Origin of the sequence: Janthinobacterium sp. PSRC1-1 (assembly GCF_049897525.1) — a bacterium.
Taxonomy (GTDB): Bacteria; Pseudomonadota; Gammaproteobacteria; order Burkholderiales; family Burkholderiaceae_D; genus Janthinobacterium; species Janthinobacterium tructae.
In genome coordinates, this window is record NZ_JAFCWK010000024.1 from 1 (window position 1) to 21,091 (window position 21,091).

The 21,091-nt window shown below is 62.1% G+C and carries 24 protein-coding genes and 1 rRNA gene; 7 read left to right on the top strand and 18 right to left on the bottom strand.

Annotation, left to right across the window (positions count from 1 at the left end):
- Positions 1-122 precede the first annotated feature (122 nt).
- From ACP7DW_RS28245 to ACP7DW_RS28255, 3 genes are all read right to left on the bottom strand, one after another.
- Positions 123-314, bottom strand: coding sequence for a YqaE/Pmp3 family membrane protein (locus tag ACP7DW_RS28245; RefSeq protein WP_298403158.1), 192 nt, complete (start codon positions 312-314; stop codon positions 123-125).
- A gap of 95 nt (positions 315-409) precedes the next feature.
- Entirely contained in the window at positions 410-1,276 is an 867-nt protein-coding gene (locus ACP7DW_RS28250) for an alpha/beta fold hydrolase (protein WP_426057727.1), read from the bottom strand.
- A gap of 21 nt (positions 1,277-1,297) precedes the next feature.
- Positions 1,298-2,191: a LysR substrate-binding domain-containing protein gene (locus ACP7DW_RS28255; protein WP_426057726.1), complete on the bottom strand. Its 894-nt coding sequence runs from the start codon at positions 2,189-2,191 to the stop codon at positions 1,298-1,300.
- A 124-nt stretch (positions 2,192-2,315) separates the two neighbouring features.
- On the opposite strand from ACP7DW_RS28255, the gene ACP7DW_RS28260 reads away from it, so the two are divergent.
- Both ACP7DW_RS28260 and ACP7DW_RS28265 read left to right on the top strand, forming a co-directional pair.
- A complete protein-coding gene (locus ACP7DW_RS28260; RefSeq protein ID WP_426057725.1) occupies positions 2,316-3,059 on the top strand; it encodes a sulfite exporter TauE/SafE family protein in 744 nt (247 codons plus the stop codon).
- Positions 3,059-3,301 (top strand): GNAT family N-acetyltransferase, encoded by a 243-nt coding sequence (locus tag ACP7DW_RS28265; protein WP_426057724.1) that lies wholly within the window; start codon positions 3,059-3,061, stop codon positions 3,299-3,301. The genes ACP7DW_RS28260 and ACP7DW_RS28265 overlap by 1 nt, the downstream gene beginning before the upstream one ends.
- On the opposite strand, the gene pyrE is transcribed toward ACP7DW_RS28265, so the two are convergent.
- Positions 3,298-3,960: an orotate phosphoribosyltransferase gene (gene pyrE, locus ACP7DW_RS28270; protein ID WP_298403145.1), complete on the bottom strand. Its 663-nt coding sequence runs from the start codon at positions 3,958-3,960 to the stop codon at positions 3,298-3,300. The genes ACP7DW_RS28265 and pyrE overlap by 4 nt on opposite strands.
- A 109-nt stretch (positions 3,961-4,069) precedes the next feature.
- On the opposite strand from pyrE, the gene ACP7DW_RS28275 reads away from it, so the two are divergent.
- Positions 4,070-4,846, top strand: a complete 777-nt coding sequence (locus tag ACP7DW_RS28275) for an exodeoxyribonuclease III (protein WP_219311942.1) — start codon at positions 4,070-4,072, stop codon at positions 4,844-4,846.
- A gap of 6 nt (positions 4,847-4,852) precedes the next feature.
- Here the strand turns inward: ACP7DW_RS28275 and ACP7DW_RS28280 are convergent, their stop codons facing one another.
- From ACP7DW_RS28280 to ACP7DW_RS28340, 13 genes are all read right to left on the bottom strand, one after another.
- Positions 4,853-5,752 carry an RluA family pseudouridine synthase gene (locus ACP7DW_RS28280; RefSeq protein WP_426057723.1) on the bottom strand — a complete coding sequence of 300 codons (900 nt, stop codon included), beginning with the start codon at positions 5,750-5,752 and terminating at the stop codon, positions 4,853-4,855.
- Position 5,753: 1 nt separating this feature from the next.
- Positions 5,754-6,656, bottom strand: coding sequence for a M48 family metallopeptidase (locus tag ACP7DW_RS28285; RefSeq protein WP_426057722.1), 903 nt, complete (start codon positions 6,654-6,656; stop codon positions 5,754-5,756).
- Positions 6,637-7,896, bottom strand: a complete 1,260-nt coding sequence (locus ACP7DW_RS28290) for an AmpG family muropeptide MFS transporter (RefSeq protein ID WP_298403130.1) — start codon at positions 7,894-7,896, stop codon at positions 6,637-6,639. The genes ACP7DW_RS28285 and ACP7DW_RS28290 overlap by 20 nt, the downstream gene beginning before the upstream one ends.
- Positions 7,896-8,507, bottom strand: coding sequence for a methionine biosynthesis protein MetW (metW, locus tag ACP7DW_RS28295; protein ID WP_070222822.1), 612 nt, complete (start codon positions 8,505-8,507; stop codon positions 7,896-7,898). The genes ACP7DW_RS28290 and metW overlap by 1 nt, the downstream gene beginning before the upstream one ends.
- Entirely contained in the window at positions 8,504-9,703 is a 1,200-nt protein-coding gene (gene metX / locus ACP7DW_RS28300) for a homoserine O-succinyltransferase MetX (RefSeq protein ID WP_426057721.1), read from the bottom strand. Before metX ends, metW begins: the two co-directional genes overlap by 4 nt.
- Positions 9,704-9,837: 134 nt before the next feature.
- Complete coding sequence (gene ptsP / locus ACP7DW_RS28305) at positions 9,838-11,580, bottom strand: phosphoenolpyruvate--protein phosphotransferase (RefSeq protein ID WP_426057720.1); 1,743 nt, start codon at positions 11,578-11,580, stop codon at positions 9,838-9,840.
- Positions 11,581-11,624: 44 nt separating this feature from the next.
- Entirely contained in the window at positions 11,625-11,894 is a 270-nt protein-coding gene (locus ACP7DW_RS28310; RefSeq protein WP_010393142.1) for an HPr family phosphocarrier protein, read from the bottom strand.
- Positions 11,895-11,986: 92 nt separating this feature from the next.
- Positions 11,987-12,391: a PTS sugar transporter subunit IIA gene (locus tag ACP7DW_RS28315; protein ID WP_029496035.1), complete on the bottom strand. Its 405-nt coding sequence runs from the start codon at positions 12,389-12,391 to the stop codon at positions 11,987-11,989.
- A 2-nt stretch (positions 12,392-12,393) separates the two neighbouring features.
- The gene (gene gshB / locus ACP7DW_RS28320; RefSeq protein WP_426057719.1) at positions 12,394-13,362 is read right to left on the bottom strand and encodes a glutathione synthase; all 969 of its coding nucleotides are present in this window, start codon (positions 13,360-13,362) and stop codon (positions 12,394-12,396) included.
- 97 nt (positions 13,363-13,459) lie between these two features.
- Positions 13,460-14,758: a glutamate--cysteine ligase gene (gene gshA / locus ACP7DW_RS28325; protein ID WP_219134926.1), complete on the bottom strand. Its 1,299-nt coding sequence runs from the start codon at positions 14,756-14,758 to the stop codon at positions 13,460-13,462.
- Between the two features lie 204 nt (positions 14,759-14,962).
- The gene (locus ACP7DW_RS28330) at positions 14,963-16,504 is read right to left on the bottom strand and encodes an ammonium transporter (protein WP_426057718.1); all 1,542 of its coding nucleotides are present in this window, start codon (positions 16,502-16,504) and stop codon (positions 14,963-14,965) included.
- 11 nt (positions 16,505-16,515) lie between these two features.
- Positions 16,516-16,854, bottom strand: a complete 339-nt coding sequence (locus ACP7DW_RS28335) for a P-II family nitrogen regulator (protein ID WP_010393464.1) — start codon at positions 16,852-16,854, stop codon at positions 16,516-16,518.
- 11 nt (positions 16,855-16,865) lie between these two features.
- Complete coding sequence (locus ACP7DW_RS28340; RefSeq protein ID WP_426057717.1) at positions 16,866-17,633, bottom strand: TorF family putative porin; 768 nt, start codon at positions 17,631-17,633, stop codon at positions 16,866-16,868.
- A gap of 269 nt (positions 17,634-17,902) precedes the next feature.
- On the opposite strand from ACP7DW_RS28340, the gene ACP7DW_RS28345 reads away from it, so the two are divergent.
- The 4 genes from ACP7DW_RS28345 (at position 17,903) to ACP7DW_RS28360 (ending at position 20,918) form a co-directional block, all read left to right on the top strand.
- Positions 17,903-18,151, top strand: coding sequence for an accessory factor UbiK family protein (locus ACP7DW_RS28345; protein ID WP_035824443.1), 249 nt, complete (start codon positions 17,903-17,905; stop codon positions 18,149-18,151).
- A 111-nt stretch (positions 18,152-18,262) separates the two neighbouring features.
- On the top strand, positions 18,263-19,783 hold the full coding sequence (locus ACP7DW_RS28350) for a YifB family Mg chelatase-like AAA ATPase (RefSeq protein ID WP_426057716.1): 1,521 nt from the start codon (positions 18,263-18,265) through the stop codon (positions 19,781-19,783).
- 64 nt (positions 19,784-19,847) lie between these two features.
- Positions 19,848-20,393, top strand: a complete 546-nt coding sequence (locus ACP7DW_RS28355) for a hypothetical protein (RefSeq protein WP_426057715.1) — start codon at positions 19,848-19,850, stop codon at positions 20,391-20,393.
- A 180-nt stretch (positions 20,394-20,573) separates the two neighbouring features.
- Positions 20,574-20,918, top strand: a complete 345-nt coding sequence (locus tag ACP7DW_RS28360; RefSeq protein ID WP_426057714.1) for a DUF1840 domain-containing protein — start codon at positions 20,574-20,576, stop codon at positions 20,916-20,918.
- A gap of 61 nt (positions 20,919-20,979) precedes the next feature.
- Here ACP7DW_RS28360 and rrf read toward each other — a convergent pair.
- Positions 20,980-21,091, bottom strand: a 5S ribosomal RNA gene (rrf, locus tag ACP7DW_RS28365).

The window sequence follows — 21,091 nt, forward strand, 5'->3', positions numbered from 1 at the left end:
AGTGCGATACCACAGCATTCATCATCATGGCAGTGTCCTCCTGTCCCAGTTAGATGATGTTTGCTACAAAGAGTGCAGTTTTTTATCTCATCTGTGACGACACACCTTTAAAGGGGTGGCTCTTAGCGCCGGCGCATGGCCTCGGCGATCTTCTGGTCCGTCTTGTACTGGCTCAGCGCATATACGGCCCAGATCGTCGCTGGCAGCCAGCCGATCACGGTAATTTGCAGGATCAGGCAAATGATGCCGGCAATGGGGCGTCCAATGGTGAAAAAGGTCAGCCATGGGAGTAACAGGGCAATCAGCAAGCGCATCGTTCGTTCCTTGAGTATTCCCCTGTGCCGCGGGGACCGGGCCGGCATGCACCGGCGGTCAATTCAGTTAAACCGATTATAGCGATACTGGCGCTTCATGCCGGCACGGGTGCCAGCAGCTTCTCGATCCAGGCCAGGATCGCGGCAAAGATCACGTCACGGTTCAGCTCATTGAAGTTCTCGTGATAATTGGCCGGATAAAAATGGTAGTCGAGCAGGCCATCGGGCACGCTGCGCAGCAGGCTTTCCGTGGCGCGGCTGTCGGCCAGCTTGTCGTCGCCGGCCACCACGGCGAACAGGGGGAAGCGCCAGTCCGACAAGCCGCCCGCCAGTTCCTTTTGCGCCGACGTCAAGGCATGGGCGAAGCGCACCGACGCCGCACTGGCACGGATGCCGTCGCGCTCATCCTGGAAATGGCGCGCGGTGATGGTCTGGTCGTGCGTCAGCAGCATGGTCAGATTCCCCAGCGGTACCTTCATCGTCGGGAAGCGCCGCGCCAGCCAGCCGGACAACATCTGCAGCACCTTCGGCACGGGAATCGCATTCACGTAATACGGCGATGAGATGATGAAGCCTTTGATCGCCGGGTCGCCCGCGAAACGCCGCAATCCCAGGTGCGTGGCGATCAGGCCGCCCATGGAATGACCCATGACGAAGATCGGCACGCCGGGATATGCCTGCTTGACCCAGGCGAGGAACAATTCCTCGTCGTCGAGGAAGGCCTCGAACGAGGGGATATCGACCTTGCGCTTGCCATCGTGGCCCACCATGTCGAAGCTGACGGTGGCGATGCCATGCTGGCGAAAGTATAGCGCCGGCGTGACATAGTCGCCCGCGTGCGCCATGCCGCCGTGGATCGCCAGGATCACGGCGCGTGGGTGCTCCGGTTGCCAGATGTGGATCGGCCGTTCGACCTGGTCGCTGCATAGCAGGCTGGCCATCTTGTCTTCTGAAAAACGCATCGCTGCTCCTGTCATGCCCTGTCACGCTTTCAGATGATCGATCAAATGGCGCGCATACAGGGGTAATTCACTGAACTGGCGCACGCAGATCGTCAGATTGCGTACCGACCAGGGATCGGATAACTCCAGGCAGCGCAGCGCCATCGTCTGCTGGCAGCGGCTAGCCGCCGCCAGCGGCACCACGCTGATGCCCACGCCGCTGGCCACCATGCGGCACACGGCATCGAAGCTGCGCAGGCGCACGCGCACCTTCAACGGACGGCCCAGGCGCGCCGCGTGCATGCCGAGGTACTGCTGCATCGCGCTGTCGTCGGCCAGGCCGATGAAATCGTGATCGAGCAGCGTGGAGAACGCGACGACGCCATCCTGGCCGAGCGCGCGGTGATGCACGCCGTCGGCCGCGGCGATGACCACCAGCCGGTCGGGGCGGAACAGAAACGTCTGCAAGCCGCGCATGTCGACCGAGTCGGACACGATGCCCATGTCGGCCAGCCCTTCCGAGACGGCCTTGACGATATCGTAACTGAGGCGCTCTTCCAGGTCGATGGTCAGATTCGGATGGCGGTCGAGAAAAGCGCCGAGCGCTTCGGGCAAGAATTCGCTGAGCGCGGCCGTATTGCACAGCAGGCGCAACTGCCCTTTCAAACCGCGCGCAAATTCGCCGAGCTCACCGCGCATTTTCTCCATTTGCAGCAACACGAGGCGCGCGTGATGCAGCAGGGTCTGCCCTACCGGTGTCGGCTCCACGCCGCGCCGCCCGCGCAGCAGCAGCGGCATGCCCAGCATCTCTTCCATGCCGCGCACGCGCGCACTGCTCGAAGCCAATGCGAGATGGCTGCGCGCGGCGCCCGCCGTCAGGCTGCCCGCCTCCACCACGTTGACAAACAGCTGCAAATCGACCAGATCAAAGCGCATGGCGGCTCTCCTTTCCGCCATCTTATCAGCCTTCGGCTATTCCTTAGGCTGACTCAAAATAATCCACCTTGGCGAAACCGCCCAGCGCGCGCAGAATCCACGCAATTCACTGTGGAACAGAAAAATGGAGACCTCATTCCTGCTGGCCGTCGGCGCCAGCTTCCTCGTCGCTGGCTTCGTCAAGGGCGTAGTCGGACTGGGCTTGCCAACGGTAGCCATGGGCACGCTCAGCCTCGTCATGCCGCCCGTGCAGGCGGCGGCCCTCTTGATCGTGCCGTCGCTGGTGACGAACGTGTGGCAGCTGGCGGCCGGCCCCGGCCTGCGCGCCCTGCTGCGGCGTTTGTGGCCCATGCTGGCGGCAGTCATGGCCGGTACCTTGGCCGGCGGCGCGTTGCTGCCGGCCGACAGCGGCGCCTGGGCCGTCGTCGCGCTGGGCGTGGCGCTGATGCTGTATGCGCTGGCGGGATTGTTCTCGCTGCAGCTGCGCGTGCCGGCACGGCACGAAGCGTGGCTGGGCCCCGTGGCGGGCGCGGCGACGGGACTGGTGACGGCCGCCACGGGCGTGTTCGTGATCCCCGCCGTGCCGTATCTGCAGGGACTGGGCCTGGCGCGCGACGCCCTGATACAGGCGCTGGGCCTGGCGTTTACCGTGTCGACCGTGGCGCTGGCGGCCAGCCTGGCCCTGCACGGCGACTTCAGCCTCGGTGCGGCCGGCGCCTCCGCGTATGCGCTGTTGCCGGCGCTGGCCGGCATGCTGGCCGGTCAATGGCTGCGCGGGCGCATCGCGCAAGCAATATTCAAACGGTGCTTTTTTGCCGGCCTGTTCGCCCTCGGCCTGCATGCGGCGCTCACACCATGGCTGGCGTGATGCACATCGATTGGCAAGGGGACAGCGCGCTGTGCGCGTGGATCGACGGCCAGCAGGTGGCCATGCTCGATATCAGCAAGTGCGCGGATGGAGTGACGGTGAACATGCTGTTCGTGAAACCGCCGTTCCGCCGGCGCGGCATCGGCGGCGCGCTGTTGCGGCGGCTGTTGCAATGCCATCCGCAAGCCGGCGCCGCCTGCAGCGACCCGCGGTTGCGGGCGCTGCTGGAGAGGACTACTTAAATGCCATACTTGGCGCGATACGCGGAAACGGCATCCTTATATTGCAGCAGTTCCGGATCGGCGCCGGCGCCATTCAGGTAGCCGAACAAGTCATCCAGGTTGCCGATCGAGATGACGGGAATGCCATATTGTTTCGACACTTCCTGCACCGCCGAACTTGGCGACAGCTGGCCGTCCGGGCCCGAACGCTCCATGCGGTCCAGGGCGATCAGCACGGCGCAAGGCTCGGCGCCGGCGGCGCGGATCATGTCCACCGATTCGCGCACCGAGGTGCCGGCCGAGATCACATCGTCAATGATGACGACTTTGCCATGCAACTTGGCGCCGACGATGGTGCCGCCTTCGCCATGGTCCTTGGCTTCCTTGCGGTTGAAGGCGAACGAGGTGTTGCGGCCCTTGCCGGCCAGCGCCACGGCGGTGGCCGACGCCAGGGTGATGCCCTTGTAGGCGGGGCCGAACAGCATGTCGAATTGAACGCCCGAGTCGAGCAGGGTCTGCGCGTAGAACTGCGCCAGCTCGGCCAGGGTGGCGCCGTCATGGAACAGGCCCGCATTGAAGAAGTAAGGCGACTGGCGTCCGGCCTTGGTGGTGAACTCGCCGAACCGCAAGACGCCCTTGGATACTGAAAACGCGATAAACTGCTGGCGTAAATTATTCACATTAGCCTCATTTTTTAAAAGTGCCTGTATTTTAATCCGCGCGCAGCGGCGAGACAATCGCCGTGCCGCGCCCGCCGGCCCCGTCCAGCGCCCTTTTCACTCTCAATCTATGCCAAAAATTATCTCCGCCAATCTGAACGGCATCCGTTCCGCCGCCAAAAAAGGCTTTTTCAACTGGATGGGCACGCAGACGGCCGATTTCATCTGCGTGCAGGAATTGAAGGCGCAGCTGCCCGACATGACGCCGGAATTCCTCAACCCGCACGGCTACCATGGCCATTTCCACTATGCCGAGAAAAAGGGTTACTCCGGCACGGGCGTGTACAGCAAGGTGGAACCGGACGCCGTGCATATCGGCTTCGGCAGCCCCGAATTCGATGCCGAAGGCCGCTACGTGCGCTGTGATTTTGGCAACCTGTCCGTCATTTCCGTGTACTGCCCCTCCGGTTCGTCCGGACCGGAACGCCAGGAAGCCAAGTTCCGCTTCATGGAACTGTTCCTGCCGCACCTGCTGGCATTGAAGGCGCTGGGCCGCGAAGTGGTCATCTGCGGCGACTGGAATATCGCCCACCATGAAATCGACCTGAAAAACTGGAAGGGCAACAAGAAGAATTCCGGCTTCCTGCCCGAGGAACGTGCGTGGCTGACGCGCGTCTTTGACGAGGTGGGCTTTGTCGACGTGCACCGCGGCCTGGACAAGCGCGAAGACCAGTACACGTGGTGGAGCAACCGCGGACAAGCCTACGCGAAGAACGTGGGCTGGCGCATCGACTACCACGTCGCCACGCCCGGCATCGCGGCCCAGGCGCATACGGTCAGCGTCTACAAGGACGAGCGTTTTTCCGACCACGCGCCGTTGATCATCGATTACACCATCAAGGCGTAAGCACCGCTACAGGCTGCGCCGGCTCTCAAAACGGCGCGGCTCCCCCGTCAACGGGTCCGTGAAATCGATGGCGCGCGCCAGCAGCTGCAGCGGGTGCGACATGTCGTCTTCCTTGCACGGCTGGGCCAGCGGGTAAAACGCGTCGTTGACGATGGGTATGCCGAGTGCCGCCAGGTGCACGCGCAGCTGGTGCTTGCGCCCTGTGTGCGGGTACAGCCGGTACAGGTTCACCTCGCCACGCCGTTCGATCACGTCGATGACGGTTTCCGAATTCGGCTCGCCCGCCTCCTCGCGCATGAGGAAGAACTGCTCGCCCTCGACCATGCGGCTGCGATACGTGAACGGAAAATCGCGGCCAGCCAGGTGCGGCGCCAGCGCCTCATACATCTTGCGCACTTCGCGGCGCTGGAACAGCGTCTGGTAGGCGCCACGGCTGGCTACCTGGCGCGAAAAAATCACCACGCCAGCCGTCTCGCGGTCGAGGCGATGGATCGGCGTCAGCTCGGCGCAGCCCAGGCTTTTCTTCAGGCGCGTCAGCAGGGTCTCCTGCACGAAGCGCCCGGCCGGCGTCATGGGCAAGAAGTGCGGCTTGTCGACCACCACCAGGTGTTCGTCCTGGAACAGGATCTCTTCCTGGAAGGGGATCGGCGTTTCGTGTTCCAGCTCGCGGTAGTAAAAAATGCGCATGCCGCGCCGGTATGCGCTGTCGGGGCCGAGCACGGCGCCATCGCCATTGAGCACTTCGCCGCGCGCCATGCGATCCAGCCATTGCGCGGCGCTGATCTGCGGATAGCGCTCGAGCAGAAACGACAGCATGTCCGGCCACTGCCCTTCCGGCAACCACAGATAGCTGGGCGCCACGCCGTCGCGCATGGGCAAGGGTGCGGCGGCGTGATGCTTCAACATCCTAGCGCTGCGCGATGGCGGTGCTGCGGTACGGCGGCAAGGCATCCACGCTGACGCCCTTGCTGCGCGCGTACAAGGGCAGCACTTGCGCCATGTGGCTGTTCATCTGCGAGATGCGGTCCTTGCCAGACGGGTGGGTCGAGAGAAATTCCGGCGGCGCGCCCTTGCTGACTGCCGCCATTTTCTGCCACAGAATCACGCCGGCACGCGGATCGAAGCCGGCGCGTGCGGCCAGGTCCATGCCGATCAAATCTGCCTCGCGTTCATCGTCGCGCGAGAACTTCAGCATCACGCCCTGCGCCGCCATATTCGTGGCGGTACTGGTGATGGTCGGATCGACGCCGAGCCAGGCTGACAGCCCGGCGCCGGCCAGCTTGGCGCCGACGGCGGCCAGGTTGCCCTTGCCGGCCTGCGCCTGCGAGTGTTCGCGCAGCGCGTGCGAAATTTCATGCCCCATGACGATGGCCACTTCATCGTCGGTCAAATTGAGCTTGGTGATGATGCCGCTGTAAAAAGCGATCTGCCCGCCCGGCATGCAAAAGGCGTTGACCTCGTCCGAGTTGAGCAGGTTGACCTGCCAGTTCCAGTTGGCCGCCGCCTCGTTCCAGCGCGTGGCGAACGGGATGATGCGCTGGGCGATGGCGCGCAGGCGTTTCACTTGCGGATCGTTGTCGGGCACCAGCGCATTTTTTTCCTTCGCTTCGTTGACCAGCTGCGTATATTGCTGCTTCGATTCTGCATTGAAATCGGCGCCGCCGGCAAAGATGCGCGAGGTCGACAAGGGCCGCACCTTGATGCCATCTTGCATCGTCGCCTGCTGGGCGTGGGTGGACAGGGGGGCCAGGGCGGTGGCCGCGCACAGGCTGGCCAGGACGGCGTAACGTTTAAGGGATATTGGTGCCATTGGCAGACCTCCATGGAGCGATTTTAGGCAGCATCATCATGGCCGGGAAGGCCAGGAAGAAGCACACGATGAAAAACGAAAACCAGCCCAGTTCCGCGACCAGAAAGCCCACCGAGGCATTGATCAGGGTGCGCGGTACGGCGCTCAGGCTGGAAAACAAGGCATATTGCGTGGCTGTGTAGCGCGGGTCCGTGGTGCGCGACAGGAACGCGACAAAGGCGGCCGCACCCAGGCCCAGGCTGGCAAAGGCTTCAAAACCGATCACGGCGCTCAATAGCATGGTGTTCGGCCCCACCTGTGCCAGCCAGGCGAATCCCAGGATGGCAATCGCCTGCAGCGCGCCGAACACCCACAGGCCCCGGTTGATGCCCAGCTTGAGCATCCACACGCCGCCCACCACGCCGCCGGCCAGGCTGGCCCAGAAACCCGTGGTGTTGGCGGCCAGGCCGATCTGCGTCATGGAAAAGCCCAGGTCGAGATAGAACTTCGTCGCCAGCGCCGTGGCCATGCTGTCGCCGATTTTGTAGAGTAATACGAAGGCCAGGATCCACATTGCGTTACGCCAACCATCGCGCGCGATGAATTCCTGGAACGGCAGGATGATCGCTTCGCGCATGGTCTTCGGCGGCGAGCCGTAGACGGTGGGCTCCCTGATCAGCAAGGTGCACACGAGGCCAGGCAGCATGAAGGCAGCCGTGATCCAGAAGACGGGCTGCCACGGCATGCGGTCGGCCAGGATCAGCGACAGCGCGCCCGGCACCATGCCCGCCACCTTGTACGCGTTGACGATGACGGCGGCGCCCAGGCCCTGCTCGTTATCGTCCAGGATTTCGCGCCGGTAGGCGTCGATGACGATGTCCTGGCTGGCCGACAGAAAGGCGACGCCGCCGGCGGCCGCCGCGATCAGGCCGATCTGCGTGAGCGGGTCGAGCATGCCCATGGCGCCGATGGCAAAAAACAGCGCCACCTGCGTCAATGCCATCCAGCCGCGCCGGCGCCCCAGTCCCAGGATGCGGTAGCGGTCCATCAGGGGCGCCCACAGGAATTTCCAGATGTACGGGAACTGCACCAGGGCGAACAGCCCCAGCGCCTTGACGTTCAGTCCCGACTTGGCCAGCCATGCCTGCAGCAGGTACAGCAGGATGAACAGGGGCAGGCCGGAACTGAAGCCCAGCACCAGCACGGCCAGCATGCGGCCATTGGCATAGGAACGCCAGCCTGGCGCCGGGCTTGTGCTCATCAATGCACCGCTTTTTTACGCAGGCGGAAAACGGCCAGGTCGCCGCGCAGGTTGGGCAGCACGGAGACCATCTTGCCTTCGGCCAGGGCCACGCATTCGATCACTTCCAGGCCGCATTCCTCGGCCAGCTCGCGAAAGTCGTTGATGGTGGCGCAGCGCACGTTGGGCGTGTCGTACCACTGGTAGGGCAGCGATTTCGACACGGGCATGCGCCCTTTCAGCAGCGCCACGCGGTGCGGCCAGTAGGCGAAGTTGGGGAACGAGACGATGGCCTCGGCGCCCACGCGCACGATGTCGCGCAGCAGCGGCTCGACCTGCTTCATCATCTGCAGCGACGACAGGCACAGCACCGTATCAAAACTGTTGTCGCCAAAGATGGCCAGGCCCTTTTCCATATCCTGCTGGATCACGTTGACACCGCGCAGGGTGCTGGCCAGCACCTTGTCGTCGGCGATCTCGATGCCATAGCCGCTGCACTCCTTGTCGCTTTGCAGGTACTGCAGCATCACGCCTTCGCCGCAGCCCACGTCCAGCACGTGCGCGTTGTTCGGCACCCAGTGGGCGATGAAGGCCAGGTCGGGGCGCAGCGCGCTCAATTCGTCAAAAGTCATGCGGTCTCCTTGGCGCCCTGGCGGACGGCGGTATGCGGTGCAGGAACGGGCAAGCCCGTCCCGATGTCGTGCCAAACCTGGCCATAATAGGCGCGCACCATGTTCATGTAGCGCGCATCTTCCAGCAGGAAGGCGTCGTGGCCGTGCGGCGCGTCGATTTCCGCATAGGTGACCTGGCGGCGATTGCACACCAGCGCTTCGACGATTTCGCGGCTGCGCTCGGGCGAGAAGCGCCAGTCGGTGGAAAACGAGGCGAGGAAGAACTTGGCCTTGGTGCCCGACAGGGCCTTGGCCAGGTCGCCGCCATGCGCGCGCGCCGGGTCGAAGTAATCGAGCGCCTTGGTAATGAGCAGGTAGGTGTTCGCGTCGAAGTACTCGGAGAACTTGTCGCCCTGGTAGCGCAGATACGATTCGATCTCGAAGTCGATGCCGAAGCCGAATTTGTAGTCGCCCGTCTGCGCCGCGTCGCGCAGCTTGCGGCCGAATTTCTCGGCCATGTCGTCATTCGACAGATACGTGATGTGGCCCACCATGCGCGCCACGCGCAAGCCGTTCTTCGGCACCACGCCATGCGCATAAAAATCGCCGCCATGGTAATCGGGGTCGGACAGGATGGCCTGGCGCGCCACGTCGTTGAAGGCGATATTTTGCGCCGACAGCTTGGCCGTCGAGGCGATCACCACGCAGTGACGCAGCCGCTCGGGGAACATGATGCTCCACGCCAGCGCCTGCATGCCGCCCAGCGATCCCCCCATCACGGCGGCGAACTGGGCGATGCCCAGTTCATCGGCCAGGCGCGCCTGCGCGCTGACCCAGTCTTCCACGGTGACGACGGGGAAAGAGGCGCCATACGGCTTGCCGGTGGCCGGATTGGTGTGCATGGGACCCGTCGAGCCGAAGCAGGAGCCCAGGTTGTTGACGCCGATGACGAAGAATTTATTGGTGTCGAGCGGCTTGCCCGGTCCCACCATATTGTCCCACCAGCCCGTGCTTTTCGGTTCATCCGCGTAGACGCCGGCCACGTGGTGCGAGGCGTTCAGGGCGTGGCAGACCAGCACCGCGTTCGATTTGTCGGCGTTCAGGGTGCCGTAGGTTTCATACATCAACATGTAGTCGCGCAGCGATGCTCCGCTTTGCAGCTGCAGGGGTTGCGCAAAATACATGGTTTGCGGCGAAACGATTCCAATGGATGACATGTGTGTCGGTTTATAAAAGGGGGTGGCCCCACGGGCCATGGTCGATGCGGCACCGCGATGATAGGTGCTGCAACTGTCGCATCAGGACACCTCTTGCCGCGCGCGACGTGTCCTGATGCTGATACGGTGACAGTTTACATGAGCTGCAACTGTTGCACGGCTTCCGCGATCACATTTGGTTCCATGGAACGCATAATTTTGCGCATTTGTGGTGCGATCAGGCCCAGGTCGCTGTTGAGGATCTCTTGCTTGACCGCTAACAGCTGGGCCGGATGCATGGAAAACTCGCGCAGTCCCATGCCCAGCAGCAAGCGCGTGAGCTTCACGTCGCCCGCCATCTCGCCGCACACGGCCACGTCGATGCCCGCCTTGTGGCCGGCGGCGATCGTCATCGAGATCAGCTGCAGCACAGCCGGATGCAGCGGATTGTACAAATGCGCCACTTCGTAATCGACGCGGTCGATGGCCAGGGTGTACTGGATCAGGTCATTCGTGCCGATCGACAGGAAATCCATGCGCTTGACGAACATGGGCAGGGCCAGCGCGGCGGCGGGAATTTCGATCATGGCGCCCACTTCGACGGCATCGTCGAACTTGACGCCGTCCTCGCGCAGGCTGGCCTTCGCTTGCGCGATCATGGCCAGCGACTGGTCGATCTCGAACGCATGCGCCAGCATGGGGATCAGGATGCGCACCTTGCCGAAGGCCGAGGCGCGCAAAATGGCGCGCAGCTGCGTCAGGAACAGTTGCGGCTCGGCCAGGCAGTAACGGATGGCGCGCAGGCCCAGGGCGGGGTTCAAGGCCGTATGATCGGACTGGTCGAGCGGCTTGTCGGCGCCGATATCGAGCGTGCGGATGGTCACCACGCGGCCCTTCATCGACTGCACCGTGTTGCGGTACGCCTCGAACTGCTCATCCTCGGTGGGAATCTTGTGGGCGCGGCCCATGAACAGGAATTCGGAGCGGAACAGGCCCACGCCGCTGGCGCCGGACTCCAGCGCAAACGCGCAATCCTCGGGCAGTTCGATATTCGCCAGCAGGGTGATGGGTGTGCCGCATTTGGTGACGGCCGGCGTCTTTTTCAGCTTGCCCAGCTTCTTGCGCGCGCGCTGCATGGCCACCTGGCGCTCGCGGTACTGCTCCAGCACCAGCGCGCTGGGGTTGGCGATGACCACGCCGGCGTCGCCGTCGATGATCAGCCAGTCGTCCTGCTCGATCAGCATCGACGCCTGCGACATGCCGACGGCGGCCGGGATATCCAGGCTGCGCGCGACGATGGCCGTGTGCGAGTTCTGCCCGCCCACGTCGGTGATGAAGCCGATGAAGGAGCGGTCGCGAAATTGCAGCATGTCGGCCGGAGAAATATCGTGGGCGACGACGATCATCTGCGCCACCAGCTCATCGGCGGTGGCCGCCTTGGGCAGCAGCTGTTCCGTGCCCAGCAAGACCTTCAGCACGCGCTCTGCCACTTGCTGGATATCGGCCTTGCGCTCGCGCAAATACGGGTCTTCGATTTCGTCGAACTGCGCCGATAATTCATCGATTTGCGTCAGCAGCGCCCATTCGGCGTTGTAATGGCGCGAACGGATGATGTCGAGCGGCGCTTCGGCGATCAGCGGGTCCGACAGGATCAGCGCATGGACGTCGATGAACGCGCCCAGTTCGGTGGGCGCGTCTTTCGGCAGTTCGTTCCACAGGGTTTGCAGCTCCTTGTGGACGGCGGCGATGGCGTTTTGCAGACGCTGGACTTCGGCTTCGATCTGTTCCTGGGCGACCAGGTAATGTTTGACGTCAAGGGCGGCCGGCGCCAGCAGATGCGCGCGGCCAATGGCGATGCCGCGGGAGACCGGGATGCCGTGGAGCGTGAAAGATGCCATGGGGTGACCTGTCGGAATGCGGCTGCGGCTACGTTCGGCGGGCATTACTCGCCTTCGCCAAACCTGTCATTAATCAGGGCGGTGAGGGCATCGACACATGCCTGCTCATCATCGCCCTCGGCTTCCAGGGTCACTTTCGCGCCCTTGCCAGCGGCCAGCATCATCACGCCCATGATGGACTTGGCGTTGATGCGGCGCGCGTTACGGGTCAGCCAGACGTCGCTCTTGAACTTGGCGGCGAGCTGGGTAAATTTGGCGGAGGCGCGTGCGTGCAGTCCCAGCTTGTTGATGATTTCGAGTTCTTTTTGAATCATTTTTGTATGGTCTCTATCCCTGAATGCACTACGCTGATGACAATCTTGGCCTATAAAACCCGCCGCCTTCAGGGCGGCGGCCTTGCACTTCCCTATTCGCCTACGCGGATGCGGTTATCGACGCGCACGGCGCCGCTTTGCGCGCCGGCCAGCGCCATCTCCACCACCACGTCGAGCGTGTCGCGGCGATACGTGATGGCGCGCAGCAGCATCGGCAGGCTGATGCCGGCGATCACTTCCACCCGCCCCGCATCGGCCAGCTTGTTGCAGCAGTTCGACGGCGTGCCGCCCTTCACGTCGGTAATCACCAGCACGCCGGAGCCGTCGTCGAGGCGGCAGATGGCTTCCGATGCCAGCTTCTGCACCTCCGCCAGGTCCTGGTCGGCGACGACGTCGATGGCTTCAAACCGTTCCGTTGGCCCACGAAACACATGCGCGCAGGCGGCGATGAAGGCCTGTCCCAGCGGTGCATGTGTCATGAGCAAAATCCCTACCATAGTCATTTCACCTTCTGATGCTGCTGCGCTTGCGCAACGCCATGCTCGACGGCGTCGACAAACATGGCAGCGACATCAAAACCCGTCTGCTGCATGATTTCCTGGAAGCAGGTCGGGCTGGTGACATTGACTTCCGTCAGATAGTCGCCAATCACATCCAATCCTACCAGCATCAGGCCGCGCGCGGCCAGGATCGGGCCCAGTTTTTCAGCGATTTCCAGGTCGCGCGCCGTCAATGGCTGTGCCACGCCCGTGCCGCCGGCGGCCAGGTTGCCGCGCACTTCCCCCGCTTGCGGGATGCGCGCCAGCGAAAACGGCACCGGCTTGCCGCCGATGACGAGGATGCGCTTGTCGCCCTTGACGATGTCGGCAATAAAACGCTGCGCCATGATGGTTTGCGCGCCGTTCTCGCTCAAGGTCTCGATGATGGCGCCCAGGTTCAGGCCATCGGCCTTGACGCGGAAGATGCCCGTGCCGCCCATGCCGTCGAGCGGCTTGAAGATGACGTCTTGGTGCTTGGCGTGGAAGGCGCGCAGGCGCGCCTCATCCGACGTTACCAGGGTCGGCGAGGTGAATTCGGAAAACTGGGCAATGGCCAGCTTTTCATTGTTGTCGCGGATGGCGGACGGCTTGTTGAAGACGCAGGCGCCCTGCTTTTCCGCCAGTTCCAGCAGATACGTGCCATACACGTATTCCATGTCGAACGGCGGATCCTTGCGCTCGATGATGGCGTCCAGGGCCGACAAACGTACTTCCTCGGTGGAAACCACCTTGTACCAGTCGTGTTCTTCACCGGTCAGCTCGATGTGTTTTACCCGCGCCGTGACGATGCCCTCTTCCAGCGCCATGTCCTTCTGCTCGAAGGCGTACACGGCGTGGCCGCGTTTTGCCGCCTCGCGCATCATGGCGAAGGTGGAATCTTTGTAAGTCTTGAAGCCTGCCAGCGGGTCGGCAAGGAATGCAATTTTCATGGTGCGTCCAATCGGGGAGCCTGGATAAGGAATGCTTGATTCTAGCCGAGATCGCCAGGCGCGGTAGTCACCGCGCCCGGCAAGCTGCAGGGAGGGATCAATACACCTCGGGATTCGGGTCCGTGCGCTCCATTTCCAGCGACGCGGCCAGCAAGGCCAGGCGCGCCACCACGCCATACACATAGAAGCGGTTCGGCGCGGCCGTGCCCGGCTTGGCCTTCAAGTCCGGCACGGCATGCTGCTGGGCAAACGCCAGCGGCACGTACTGCGAACCGGGCGCGTTCAGGTTCTGGTCCACGCCCTTTTCCGCGTGCACGCGATAGAAGCCGCCCACCACGTAGCGGTCGATCATGTAGACGACGGGCTCGGCCACGGCATCCTTGATGCTTTCGAAAGTCGGCACGCCTTCCTGGATGATGACGTCGGTTACCAGCTGGCCATCCTTGACGATCGACATTTTTTCGCGCTGCTTGCGCGACAAGTCGCGTACTTCGCTGGCGTCGCGCACCGTCATGATGCCCGTGCCATACGTGCCCGCATCGGGCTTGACGATGACAAACGGCTTTTCCTTGATGCCGTATTCCTTGTATTTCTTGCGGATCTTGGCCAACAGCACATCGACGCTGGCGGCCAGCGCATCTTCGCCCTCGCCTTCCTGGAAGTTGACGTCGCTGCACTTGGCGTGGAAGGGGTTGAGCATCCACGGATCGACATCGATCATCTTGCCGAATTTTTTCACCACTTCATCGTAGGCCGTGTAGTGGTTGCTCTTGCGGCGCAAGGCCCAGCCCGCGTGCAGCGGCGGCAGCAGGCTTTGTTCATGAATATTTTGCAAGATGTCGGGGATACCGTCCGACAAGTCGTTATTCAGCAGAATCGTGCACGGATCGAAATCCTTCAAGCCCAGGCGGCGGCCGTTGTTCAGGCGCACGAGCGGCTCGATGACGAGCATGTTGCCATCTGGCAACGCCAATGGCGTCGGCTGGGTGATCTCGGGCGACCACGAGCCCAGGCGCACGTGCAAGCCGGTCTGGCGGAAGATCTGCATCAATCGCGCCACGTTTTGCAGGTATTGCGGCGTGGTGTTGTGCAATTCCGGCACCATCAGCAGGTTGCGGGCGTCCGGACAATACTTGTCGATGGCGGCCATGGCCGCCTGCACGGACAGGGGCAGCATTTCCGTGGCCAAGTTATGAAAACCGCCAGGGAACAGATTGGTATCGACGGGCGCCAGCTTGTAACCCGCGTTACGCAAGTCTACCGAGCAATAGAAGGGCGGCGTATGTTCTTGCCACTCCATGCGAAACCAGCGCTCAATGGCCGGCGTCGCGGCCAGAATCTTTTTTTCGAGGTCGAGCAGCGGTCCGGTCAGGGCCGTGACGAGATGGGGAACCATAGTTACATCCTTAAATTATGTGCAGTATTCAAAAAAGCACACAGAACTGCCGACTATATTACCGTGTAAGTACCCCAAATCGGGGCAAAACCCTTGTTTTAAAGACCTTTTCCATTCCCACAACGAAAAAAAGGCACCTCGATGAGGCGCCTTTTCCAGCCGGACATGCCGCGCCGGGGCGCTGGCATGCCAGATAATGACTATTTAGCCATGATACGCCTGCTCGCCGTGGCTGGTGATATCGAGGCCTTCGCGCTCTTCTTCTTCCGGTACGCGCAGGCCGATGACGATGTCGACCAGTTTATAGGCGATGACGGAGACGATGGCCGACCAGAGGATGGTGGTGCCGACCGCTTGCGCCTGCACCCACACCTGATGGCCGATCGAGTACGGATCCGCCGACATCTTGTTGGTGACATAGTCGAAGATGCCTTGACCGCCCAGTTGTGGTGCAGCAAACACGCCCGTCAGCAAGGCACCGAGGATGCCGCCCACGCCATGCACGCCGAACACGTCGAGCGAATCATCGGCGCCGATCAGGCGTTTCAGACCATTCACGCCCCACAGGCAGACGACACCGGCCAGCAAGCCGATGACCAGGCCGCCCATCGGACCGACAAAGCCGGCCGCCGGGGTGATCGCCACCAGGCCGGCCACGGCGCCCGATGCGCCACCGAGCATCGATGGCTTGCCTTTGCTGATCCACTCGCCAAATACCCACGACAGGGTGGCGGCGGCAGTGGCCAGCAAGGTGTTGACGAAGGCCAGGGCCGCCACGTCGCCCGCTTCCAGCGACGAACCGGCATTGAAACCGAACCAGCCCACCCACAGCAAGGATGCGCCGATCATGGTCATCGTCAGCGAGTGCGGCGCCATCGATTCGCGGCCGTAGCCGACGCGCTTGCCGATCATGATGGCGCCCACCAGGCCGGCGACGGCGGCGTTGATGTGCACCACGGTGCCGCCGGCGAAGTCCAGCGCGCCTTTTTGCCAGATCCAGCCAGCCTTCAAGGCTTCGCTGGCCGAGGTGGCGGCATTGGTGATCAGGTCAGGGCCGGTCCAGAACCACACCATGTGGGCCGCTGGCAGGTAGGCGAACGTGAACCACAGCACGACGAAGGCCAGCACGGCGGCAAACTTGGCGCGCTCGGCAAAGGCGCCGACGATCAGCGCGCAGGTGATGGCGGCAAACGTGCCCTGGAAAGCCACGAAGACGAACTCGGGAATGACGACGCCCTTGCTGAAGGTGGCGGCGGCGGCAAACGTGCCCTTGGCCGGATCCCAGATACCGTTCAGGAACAGGCGGTCGAAGCCACCGAAGAAGGCGGTTTTTTCCGTGAAGGCAATCGAGTAGCCGTAGATGCACCACAGCACGATGACCAGCGCGAACACCATGAACACCTGCATCAGCACCGACAGCATGTTCTTCGAGCGCACCAGGCCGCCGTAGAACAGGGCCAGGCCGGGGATGGTCATCAAAATCACCAGCAAGGTGCTGATCATCATGAAGCTGGTATCGCCCTTGTTGGCGACGGGCGCGGCCGCTGGCGCGGCAGCGGCCGGGGCCGGGGCCGGTGCGGCGGCAGCGGGCGCGGCATCAGGCACGGGCGTCACGGCGGGGGCGGCAACGGCCGTAGTCGTGGCCGCCTCCGTCTTGGCGGGCGCATCGGCAAAGCTCGGCGTGGCGACGCCAAACGCACACAGGCAGGCTATCCCGGCGAGCAATTTTGTTATATTTTTATGCATCAATATTCCCCTTAGAGCGCTTCGTTGCCGGTTTCACCGGTACGGATGCGGATGACCTGTTCCAGGTTGTAAACGAAAATCTTGCCATCGCCGATTTTACCGGTACGCGCGGCACCTTCGATCGCTTCGATGGCCTGGTCGACAATGGCGTCATCGACGGCCGCTTCAATCTTGGTTTTTGGCAAGAAATCGACGACATACTCGGCCCCACGGTAGAGTTCCGTGTGACCTTTCTGGCGGCCGAAGCCTTTGACTTCGGTGACGGTAATGCCTTGCACATTGATAGCCGACAAGGCTTCACGCACTTCGTCCAGTTTGAACGGTTTAATGATTGCGGTAATCATTTTCATGGCAGTCTCGCTTAAAAGGTTTTGGACACGGTCAGCACGAGACCGGATTTCGCCAGGTTCTTGCCATTCGGTGCCAGCGACGTGATGTTGGCTTTGACGTAAGCCAGGGCGACTGTTGCCATGCCGAAATCCTTGGTGATACCCAGCTTGTAGTCGGTGTAGCTGAGGGCATCGTTATGCGCGACCTTCTGGCGGCCCACATGCAGGTTCAGCAGATAACCTTCGTACATATCGATATTCGCGCCCACATCGAGGTAGCCGCTGTTCTTGCTGTCGGCGACACCAAACAGATTGGTCGTCGAGTGCGAGTACTTGATATAGGCAGGGCCATAGCCAAGCTGGCCGTACAGCTCGAAAGTGTTGGCATTGGTGCTCAGCCCATTCGAGGGATAGAAGTAATACAGGCCGCCCACGTCATAGGTGAAATCCTTGCTGATCTCGCCACGCTTGCCGCCGTAGACATCCCATTCCAGGTTGGTATCGCCGCCGCCATCCTTGATCCATTTGATGCTCGACAGCCAGGTGCCCACGTACAGACCCGTCGGATTGTGGGTATAGTCGGCGCCGCCGCTGATGGCAGGATCGAGACGGCTTTGCGACACGCCACGGTAACGATAGTCGCTGGTCAGCGCCACGTTGTAGCTCACCACGTTATCAGGTACGGCTTCGGCCGCAGCAGGCGCTGCCACTGCATCCTGGGCCATGGCGCTACCGCACACGGCGGTCATGGCCAGCGTCAACGCGGCTACTAAAGTCATGTTCTTGGACAGATTCTTCATGGCGATTCCCTTTTATTGAACTTTTAAAGCGGTTGAGGTTTAAAATCTTGGCTGGAGATCACAAAGCGTTCATCCCTTCTTTAGCAGAATACGTGCCAGCTCTCAGCCACCTTGACAGGGGGATTTCCGTCCATACATACCCTGCAAGCCCCTGGGCATGCGGAAATGGACTGCTGAAGCATTGTGGATTTGCCTATTTCCGCACCAGATTAACACCGCTGTGCACCGCAATGGTGCGATGCACATGCCGCACCATAAAAGGACTGACCATGGACATGAATACCTTCTTTAACGACTTGCAAGGCAAGATTCACCAAGCCATCGAGAACTCGCCGGCCAAGGATATCGAGAAAAACGTGAAATCGATGATGACCCAGGGCTTCGCCCGTCTCGATCTCGTCACGCGCGAGGAATTCGATATCCAGGCGCAAGTGCTGGCCAAGACCCGCGCCAAGCTCGATGCACTGGAATTGCGCCTGATCGAACTGGAAACGCGCCTGAACGACCCAAAGGCATAACGTACCGCCAGCAAGGTCGCGTTATACGCGACCTTGCTGGCATAGCTCAAGCCTGACAGCGCTTCAAGCGCTAGACTGATCCTGACCGCGCTCGCGCCACAGGGGAGTCTGATGAGTCTGGCCGTCCTGAAAAGCCGCGCCCTGGCTGGCATGGAGGCGCCCGAGGTAAGTGTCGAAGTCCACCTTGCCAATGGCTTGCCCTCGTTTACGATAGTCGGCCTGCCGGATACGGAAGTGAAGGAATCGCGCGACCGCGTCCGCGCCGCGCTGCAAAACTGCGGCTTTGAAATGCCGGCGCGGCGCATCACGGCCAATCTGGCGCCGGCGGACCTGCCCAAGGAATCGGGCCGCTTCGACTTGCCCATCGCACTGGGCATCCTGGCCGCCTCCGGCCAGTTGCCGGGCAACCAATTACACCACTATGAATTCGCGGGCGAACTGTCACTGTCGGGCCAGCTACGCCCCATCCGCGGTGCGCTGGCCATGACGTTTGCCATGCAGCGCAGCCAATCGGGCACACCACGCGCCTTCATCCTGCCGCAAGTGAACGCGGACGAGGCGGCGCTGGTCAGCGATGCCTGCATCTATCCCGCCCACAGCCTGCTCGAGGTCTGCGCGCATTTTGCCGCGCCAGCCAGCCAGATGGCCCTGCAACGCCATCAGCCCGTGCTGGCAGCGCACGCTTTTGCGTATCCCGACTTTGCCGATGTGCAGGGGCAGCAGCAGGCGCGACGCGCGCTGGAGGTGGCGGCTGCGGGCGGCCACAACGTGCTGATGGTGGGGCCGCCTGGTGCGGGCAAGACCATGCTGGCCAGCCGGTTTCCCGGCGTGCTGCCACCCATGAGCGATGCAGAGGCACTGGAATCGGCCGCCGTGCATTCGCTGGGCGGCCACTTCAAGGTGGAACACTGGAAACGCCGTCCCTATCGTGCCCCGCACCAGACGGCGTCCGGCGTGGCCCTGGTGGGCGGCGGCAACGTGCCGCGCCCGGGAGAAATCTCGCTGGCACACTGCGGTGTATTGTTTCTCGATGAAATCGCCGAATTCCAGCGCCGGGTCCTCGATGTCTTGCGCCAGCCCATGGAATCGGGGGTCATCAGCATTTCGCGTGCGGCCCGCCAGGCGGAGTTTCCTGCCCGCTTTCAGTTGATCGCCGCCATGAATCCCTGCCCGTGCGGCTACCTGGGGCATGCTTCCGGCCGTTGCCGCTGTACGCCGGACGCCGTGCTGCGCTATCACAGTCGCCTGTCCGGCCCGCTGCTCGACCGTATCGACCTGCAGATCGAAGTGGCCGCCATGCCGCCGGCGGCGCTGGGGCGGCACGCAGGCCCCGGCGAAAGCACGCAGGCCATCGCCACGCGGGTAGCGGCAGCCTTTGCCCTGCAGCTGGCACGCCAGGGGAAAGCGAACCAGCGCCTGAGCAGCACGGAAATCGAGCAGCATTGTCGCCTGGAGCCACATGGCGAACAGTTGCTGCATGGCGCCATGGCGCGCCTGCACTGGTCGGCACGCACCTACCACCGGGTACTGCGCGTGGCGCGCAGCATCGCGGATCTGGCGGGCAGCCCCGGTATCATGCAAGCGCACGTTGCCGAAGCGATCCAGTACCGGCGCGTACTGCGTGAAATGTAAGGAGAGCAATGAACGCCACACGTGCGCGATTGCGCGTGATTCGCGGCACTGCTACCATCTGCTGATGAAAAAACCATCACTTGCCCTCTTCCTGGCTACGCTCGCGGCCGCCAGCGTCCTGTCCGCCTGCAGTCCGAAATTCGACTGGCGCGACTATCGCAGCCCCGACGCCCAGTTCACGGCCCTGTTTCCAGGCAAGCCGGCCGTGCTGACGCGCGAGATCGATCTCGATGGCAAGAAAGTCAACCTGACCATGACGGCGAGCGAGGTTGATGGCGCTACCTTCGCCATCGGCAGCGCCGTGCTCGACAACGCAGAACAGGCGCAAGCGGCCCTGCCCGCCATGCAGACCGCCCTGTTGAAAAATATCAACGGCACTGTGCGCAGCGAAAAATCCGCATCGGCAGCCAGCAGCACTGCTGCCGGAATACATCAGCGCAGTTCGCTCAGCATCGAGGCCAGCGGCACGCAGCAAGGCAAGCCTGTGGTGCTGGTCGGACGTTTTGTGGCACAGGACAAGCACATCTTCCAGATCATCATTCTCGGTGAAGAACGCAAGCTGTCGCGTGACACCATCGACACCTTCATGGACTCAGTGAAACTGGATTGAGACTTAGCGATCGCTTAAACAGGTAGCTGCCTGGAACAGCCGCCCTTGTAAATACGTGGGTTGTCCAACAGATGGCGATATCCGGCGCGCAAATGTGCAATTCGCGCAATCGGACGGACTGTGCGATATGTCAAGTCGTGATATTGTTTCGACACTAACAACAAGTCTCAGAAAGCCCCTATGTTGATCTCATTCAAATCCAAATCCTCCCCTGAAGTGCTGATGTACCAGGAACATGCCCAGCGTATCCTCGACATCCTGCACAAGAACCCCACGCGCGGCGTCATTACGCCAACGGAAGCAGGAGATGCCCTGGCCTTGCTGGAAAAAGAAGTCGCGGAAAGCAAATTGCATCCGGAAAATGACATCGAGCACGATGTCCATACGCCGGAAACGCTGGAAGACGGCGAAACGGGCACCCATGCGCGCGCGCAAAAGGTGCATTTTTCGCAGCGCGCCTATCCCTTGATGGAGATGCTGCGCTCGGCCAAGGCAGAAGGTGAAAGCATTACCTGGGGCATCTGATCCCATGAACGCTGCAGACGAAAAAAAACCCCGCACCTAGCGGGGTTTTTTTATATAACAAGCCTGACGATAACCTACTTTCACACTGGTTGCAGCACTATCATCGGCGCAAAGTTGTTTCACGGTCCTGTTCGGGATGGGAAGGGGTGGGACCAACTTGCTATGGTCATCAG

What these genes read in the sequence shown, in the direction of transcription:
- ACP7DW_RS28245 (WP_298403158.1), bottom strand. Translation starts at nt 314, where the DNA reads ATGCGCTTGCTGATTGCCCTGTTACTCCCATGGCTGACCTTTTTCACC.
- ACP7DW_RS28250 (WP_426057727.1), bottom strand. Translation starts at nt 1,276, where the DNA reads ATGCGTTTTTCAGAAGACAAGATGGCCAGCCTGCTATGCAGCGACCAG.
- ACP7DW_RS28255 (WP_426057726.1), bottom strand. Translation starts at nt 2,191, where the DNA reads ATGCGCTTTGATCTGGTCGATTTGCAGCTGTTTGTCAACGTGGTGGAG.
- ACP7DW_RS28260 (WP_426057725.1), top strand. Translation starts at nt 2,316, where the DNA reads ATGGAGACCTCATTCCTGCTGGCCGTCGGCGCCAGCTTCCTCGTCGCT.
- ACP7DW_RS28265 (WP_426057724.1), top strand. Translation starts at nt 3,059, where the DNA reads ATGCACATCGATTGGCAAGGGGACAGCGCGCTGTGCGCGTGGATCGAC.
- ACP7DW_RS28275 (WP_219311942.1), top strand. Translation starts at nt 4,070, where the DNA reads ATGCCAAAAATTATCTCCGCCAATCTGAACGGCATCCGTTCCGCCGCC.
- ACP7DW_RS28280 (WP_426057723.1), bottom strand. Translation starts at nt 5,752, where the DNA reads ATGTTGAAGCATCACGCCGCCGCACCCTTGCCCATGCGCGACGGCGTG.
- ACP7DW_RS28285 (WP_426057722.1), bottom strand. Translation starts at nt 6,656, where the DNA reads ATGGCACCAATATCCCTTAAACGTTACGCCGTCCTGGCCAGCCTGTGC.
- ACP7DW_RS28290 (WP_298403130.1), bottom strand. Translation starts at nt 7,896, where the DNA reads ATGAGCACAAGCCCGGCGCCAGGCTGGCGTTCCTATGCCAATGGCCGC.
- metW (WP_070222822.1), bottom strand. Translation starts at nt 8,507, where the DNA reads ATGACTTTTGACGAATTGAGCGCGCTGCGCCCCGACCTGGCCTTCATC.
- metX (WP_426057721.1), bottom strand. Translation starts at nt 9,703, where the DNA reads ATGTCATCCATTGGAATCGTTTCGCCGCAAACCATGTATTTTGCGCAA.
- ptsP (WP_426057720.1), bottom strand. Translation starts at nt 11,580, where the DNA reads ATGGCATCTTTCACGCTCCACGGCATCCCGGTCTCCCGCGGCATCGCC.
- ACP7DW_RS28310 (WP_010393142.1), bottom strand. Translation starts at nt 11,894, where the DNA reads ATGATTCAAAAAGAACTCGAAATCATCAACAAGCTGGGACTGCACGCA.
- ACP7DW_RS28315 (WP_029496035.1), bottom strand. Translation starts at nt 12,391, where the DNA reads ATGGTAGGGATTTTGCTCATGACACATGCACCGCTGGGACAGGCCTTC.
- gshB (WP_426057719.1), bottom strand. Translation starts at nt 13,362, where the DNA reads ATGAAAATTGCATTCCTTGCCGACCCGCTGGCAGGCTTCAAGACTTAC.
- gshA (WP_219134926.1), bottom strand. Translation starts at nt 14,758, where the DNA reads ATGGTTCCCCATCTCGTCACGGCCCTGACCGGACCGCTGCTCGACCTC.
- ACP7DW_RS28330 (WP_426057718.1), bottom strand. Translation starts at nt 16,504, where the DNA reads ATGCATAAAAATATAACAAAATTGCTCGCCGGGATAGCCTGCCTGTGT.
- ACP7DW_RS28335 (WP_010393464.1), bottom strand. Translation starts at nt 16,854, where the DNA reads ATGAAAATGATTACCGCAATCATTAAACCGTTCAAACTGGACGAAGTG.
- ACP7DW_RS28340 (WP_426057717.1), bottom strand. Translation starts at nt 17,633, where the DNA reads ATGAAGAATCTGTCCAAGAACATGACTTTAGTAGCCGCGTTGACGCTG.
- ACP7DW_RS28345 (WP_035824443.1), top strand. Translation starts at nt 17,903, where the DNA reads ATGGACATGAATACCTTCTTTAACGACTTGCAAGGCAAGATTCACCAA.
- ACP7DW_RS28350 (WP_426057716.1), top strand. Translation starts at nt 18,263, where the DNA reads ATGAGTCTGGCCGTCCTGAAAAGCCGCGCCCTGGCTGGCATGGAGGCG.
- ACP7DW_RS28355 (WP_426057715.1), top strand. Translation starts at nt 19,848, where the DNA reads ATGAAAAAACCATCACTTGCCCTCTTCCTGGCTACGCTCGCGGCCGCC.
- ACP7DW_RS28360 (WP_426057714.1), top strand. Translation starts at nt 20,574, where the DNA reads ATGTTGATCTCATTCAAATCCAAATCCTCCCCTGAAGTGCTGATGTAC.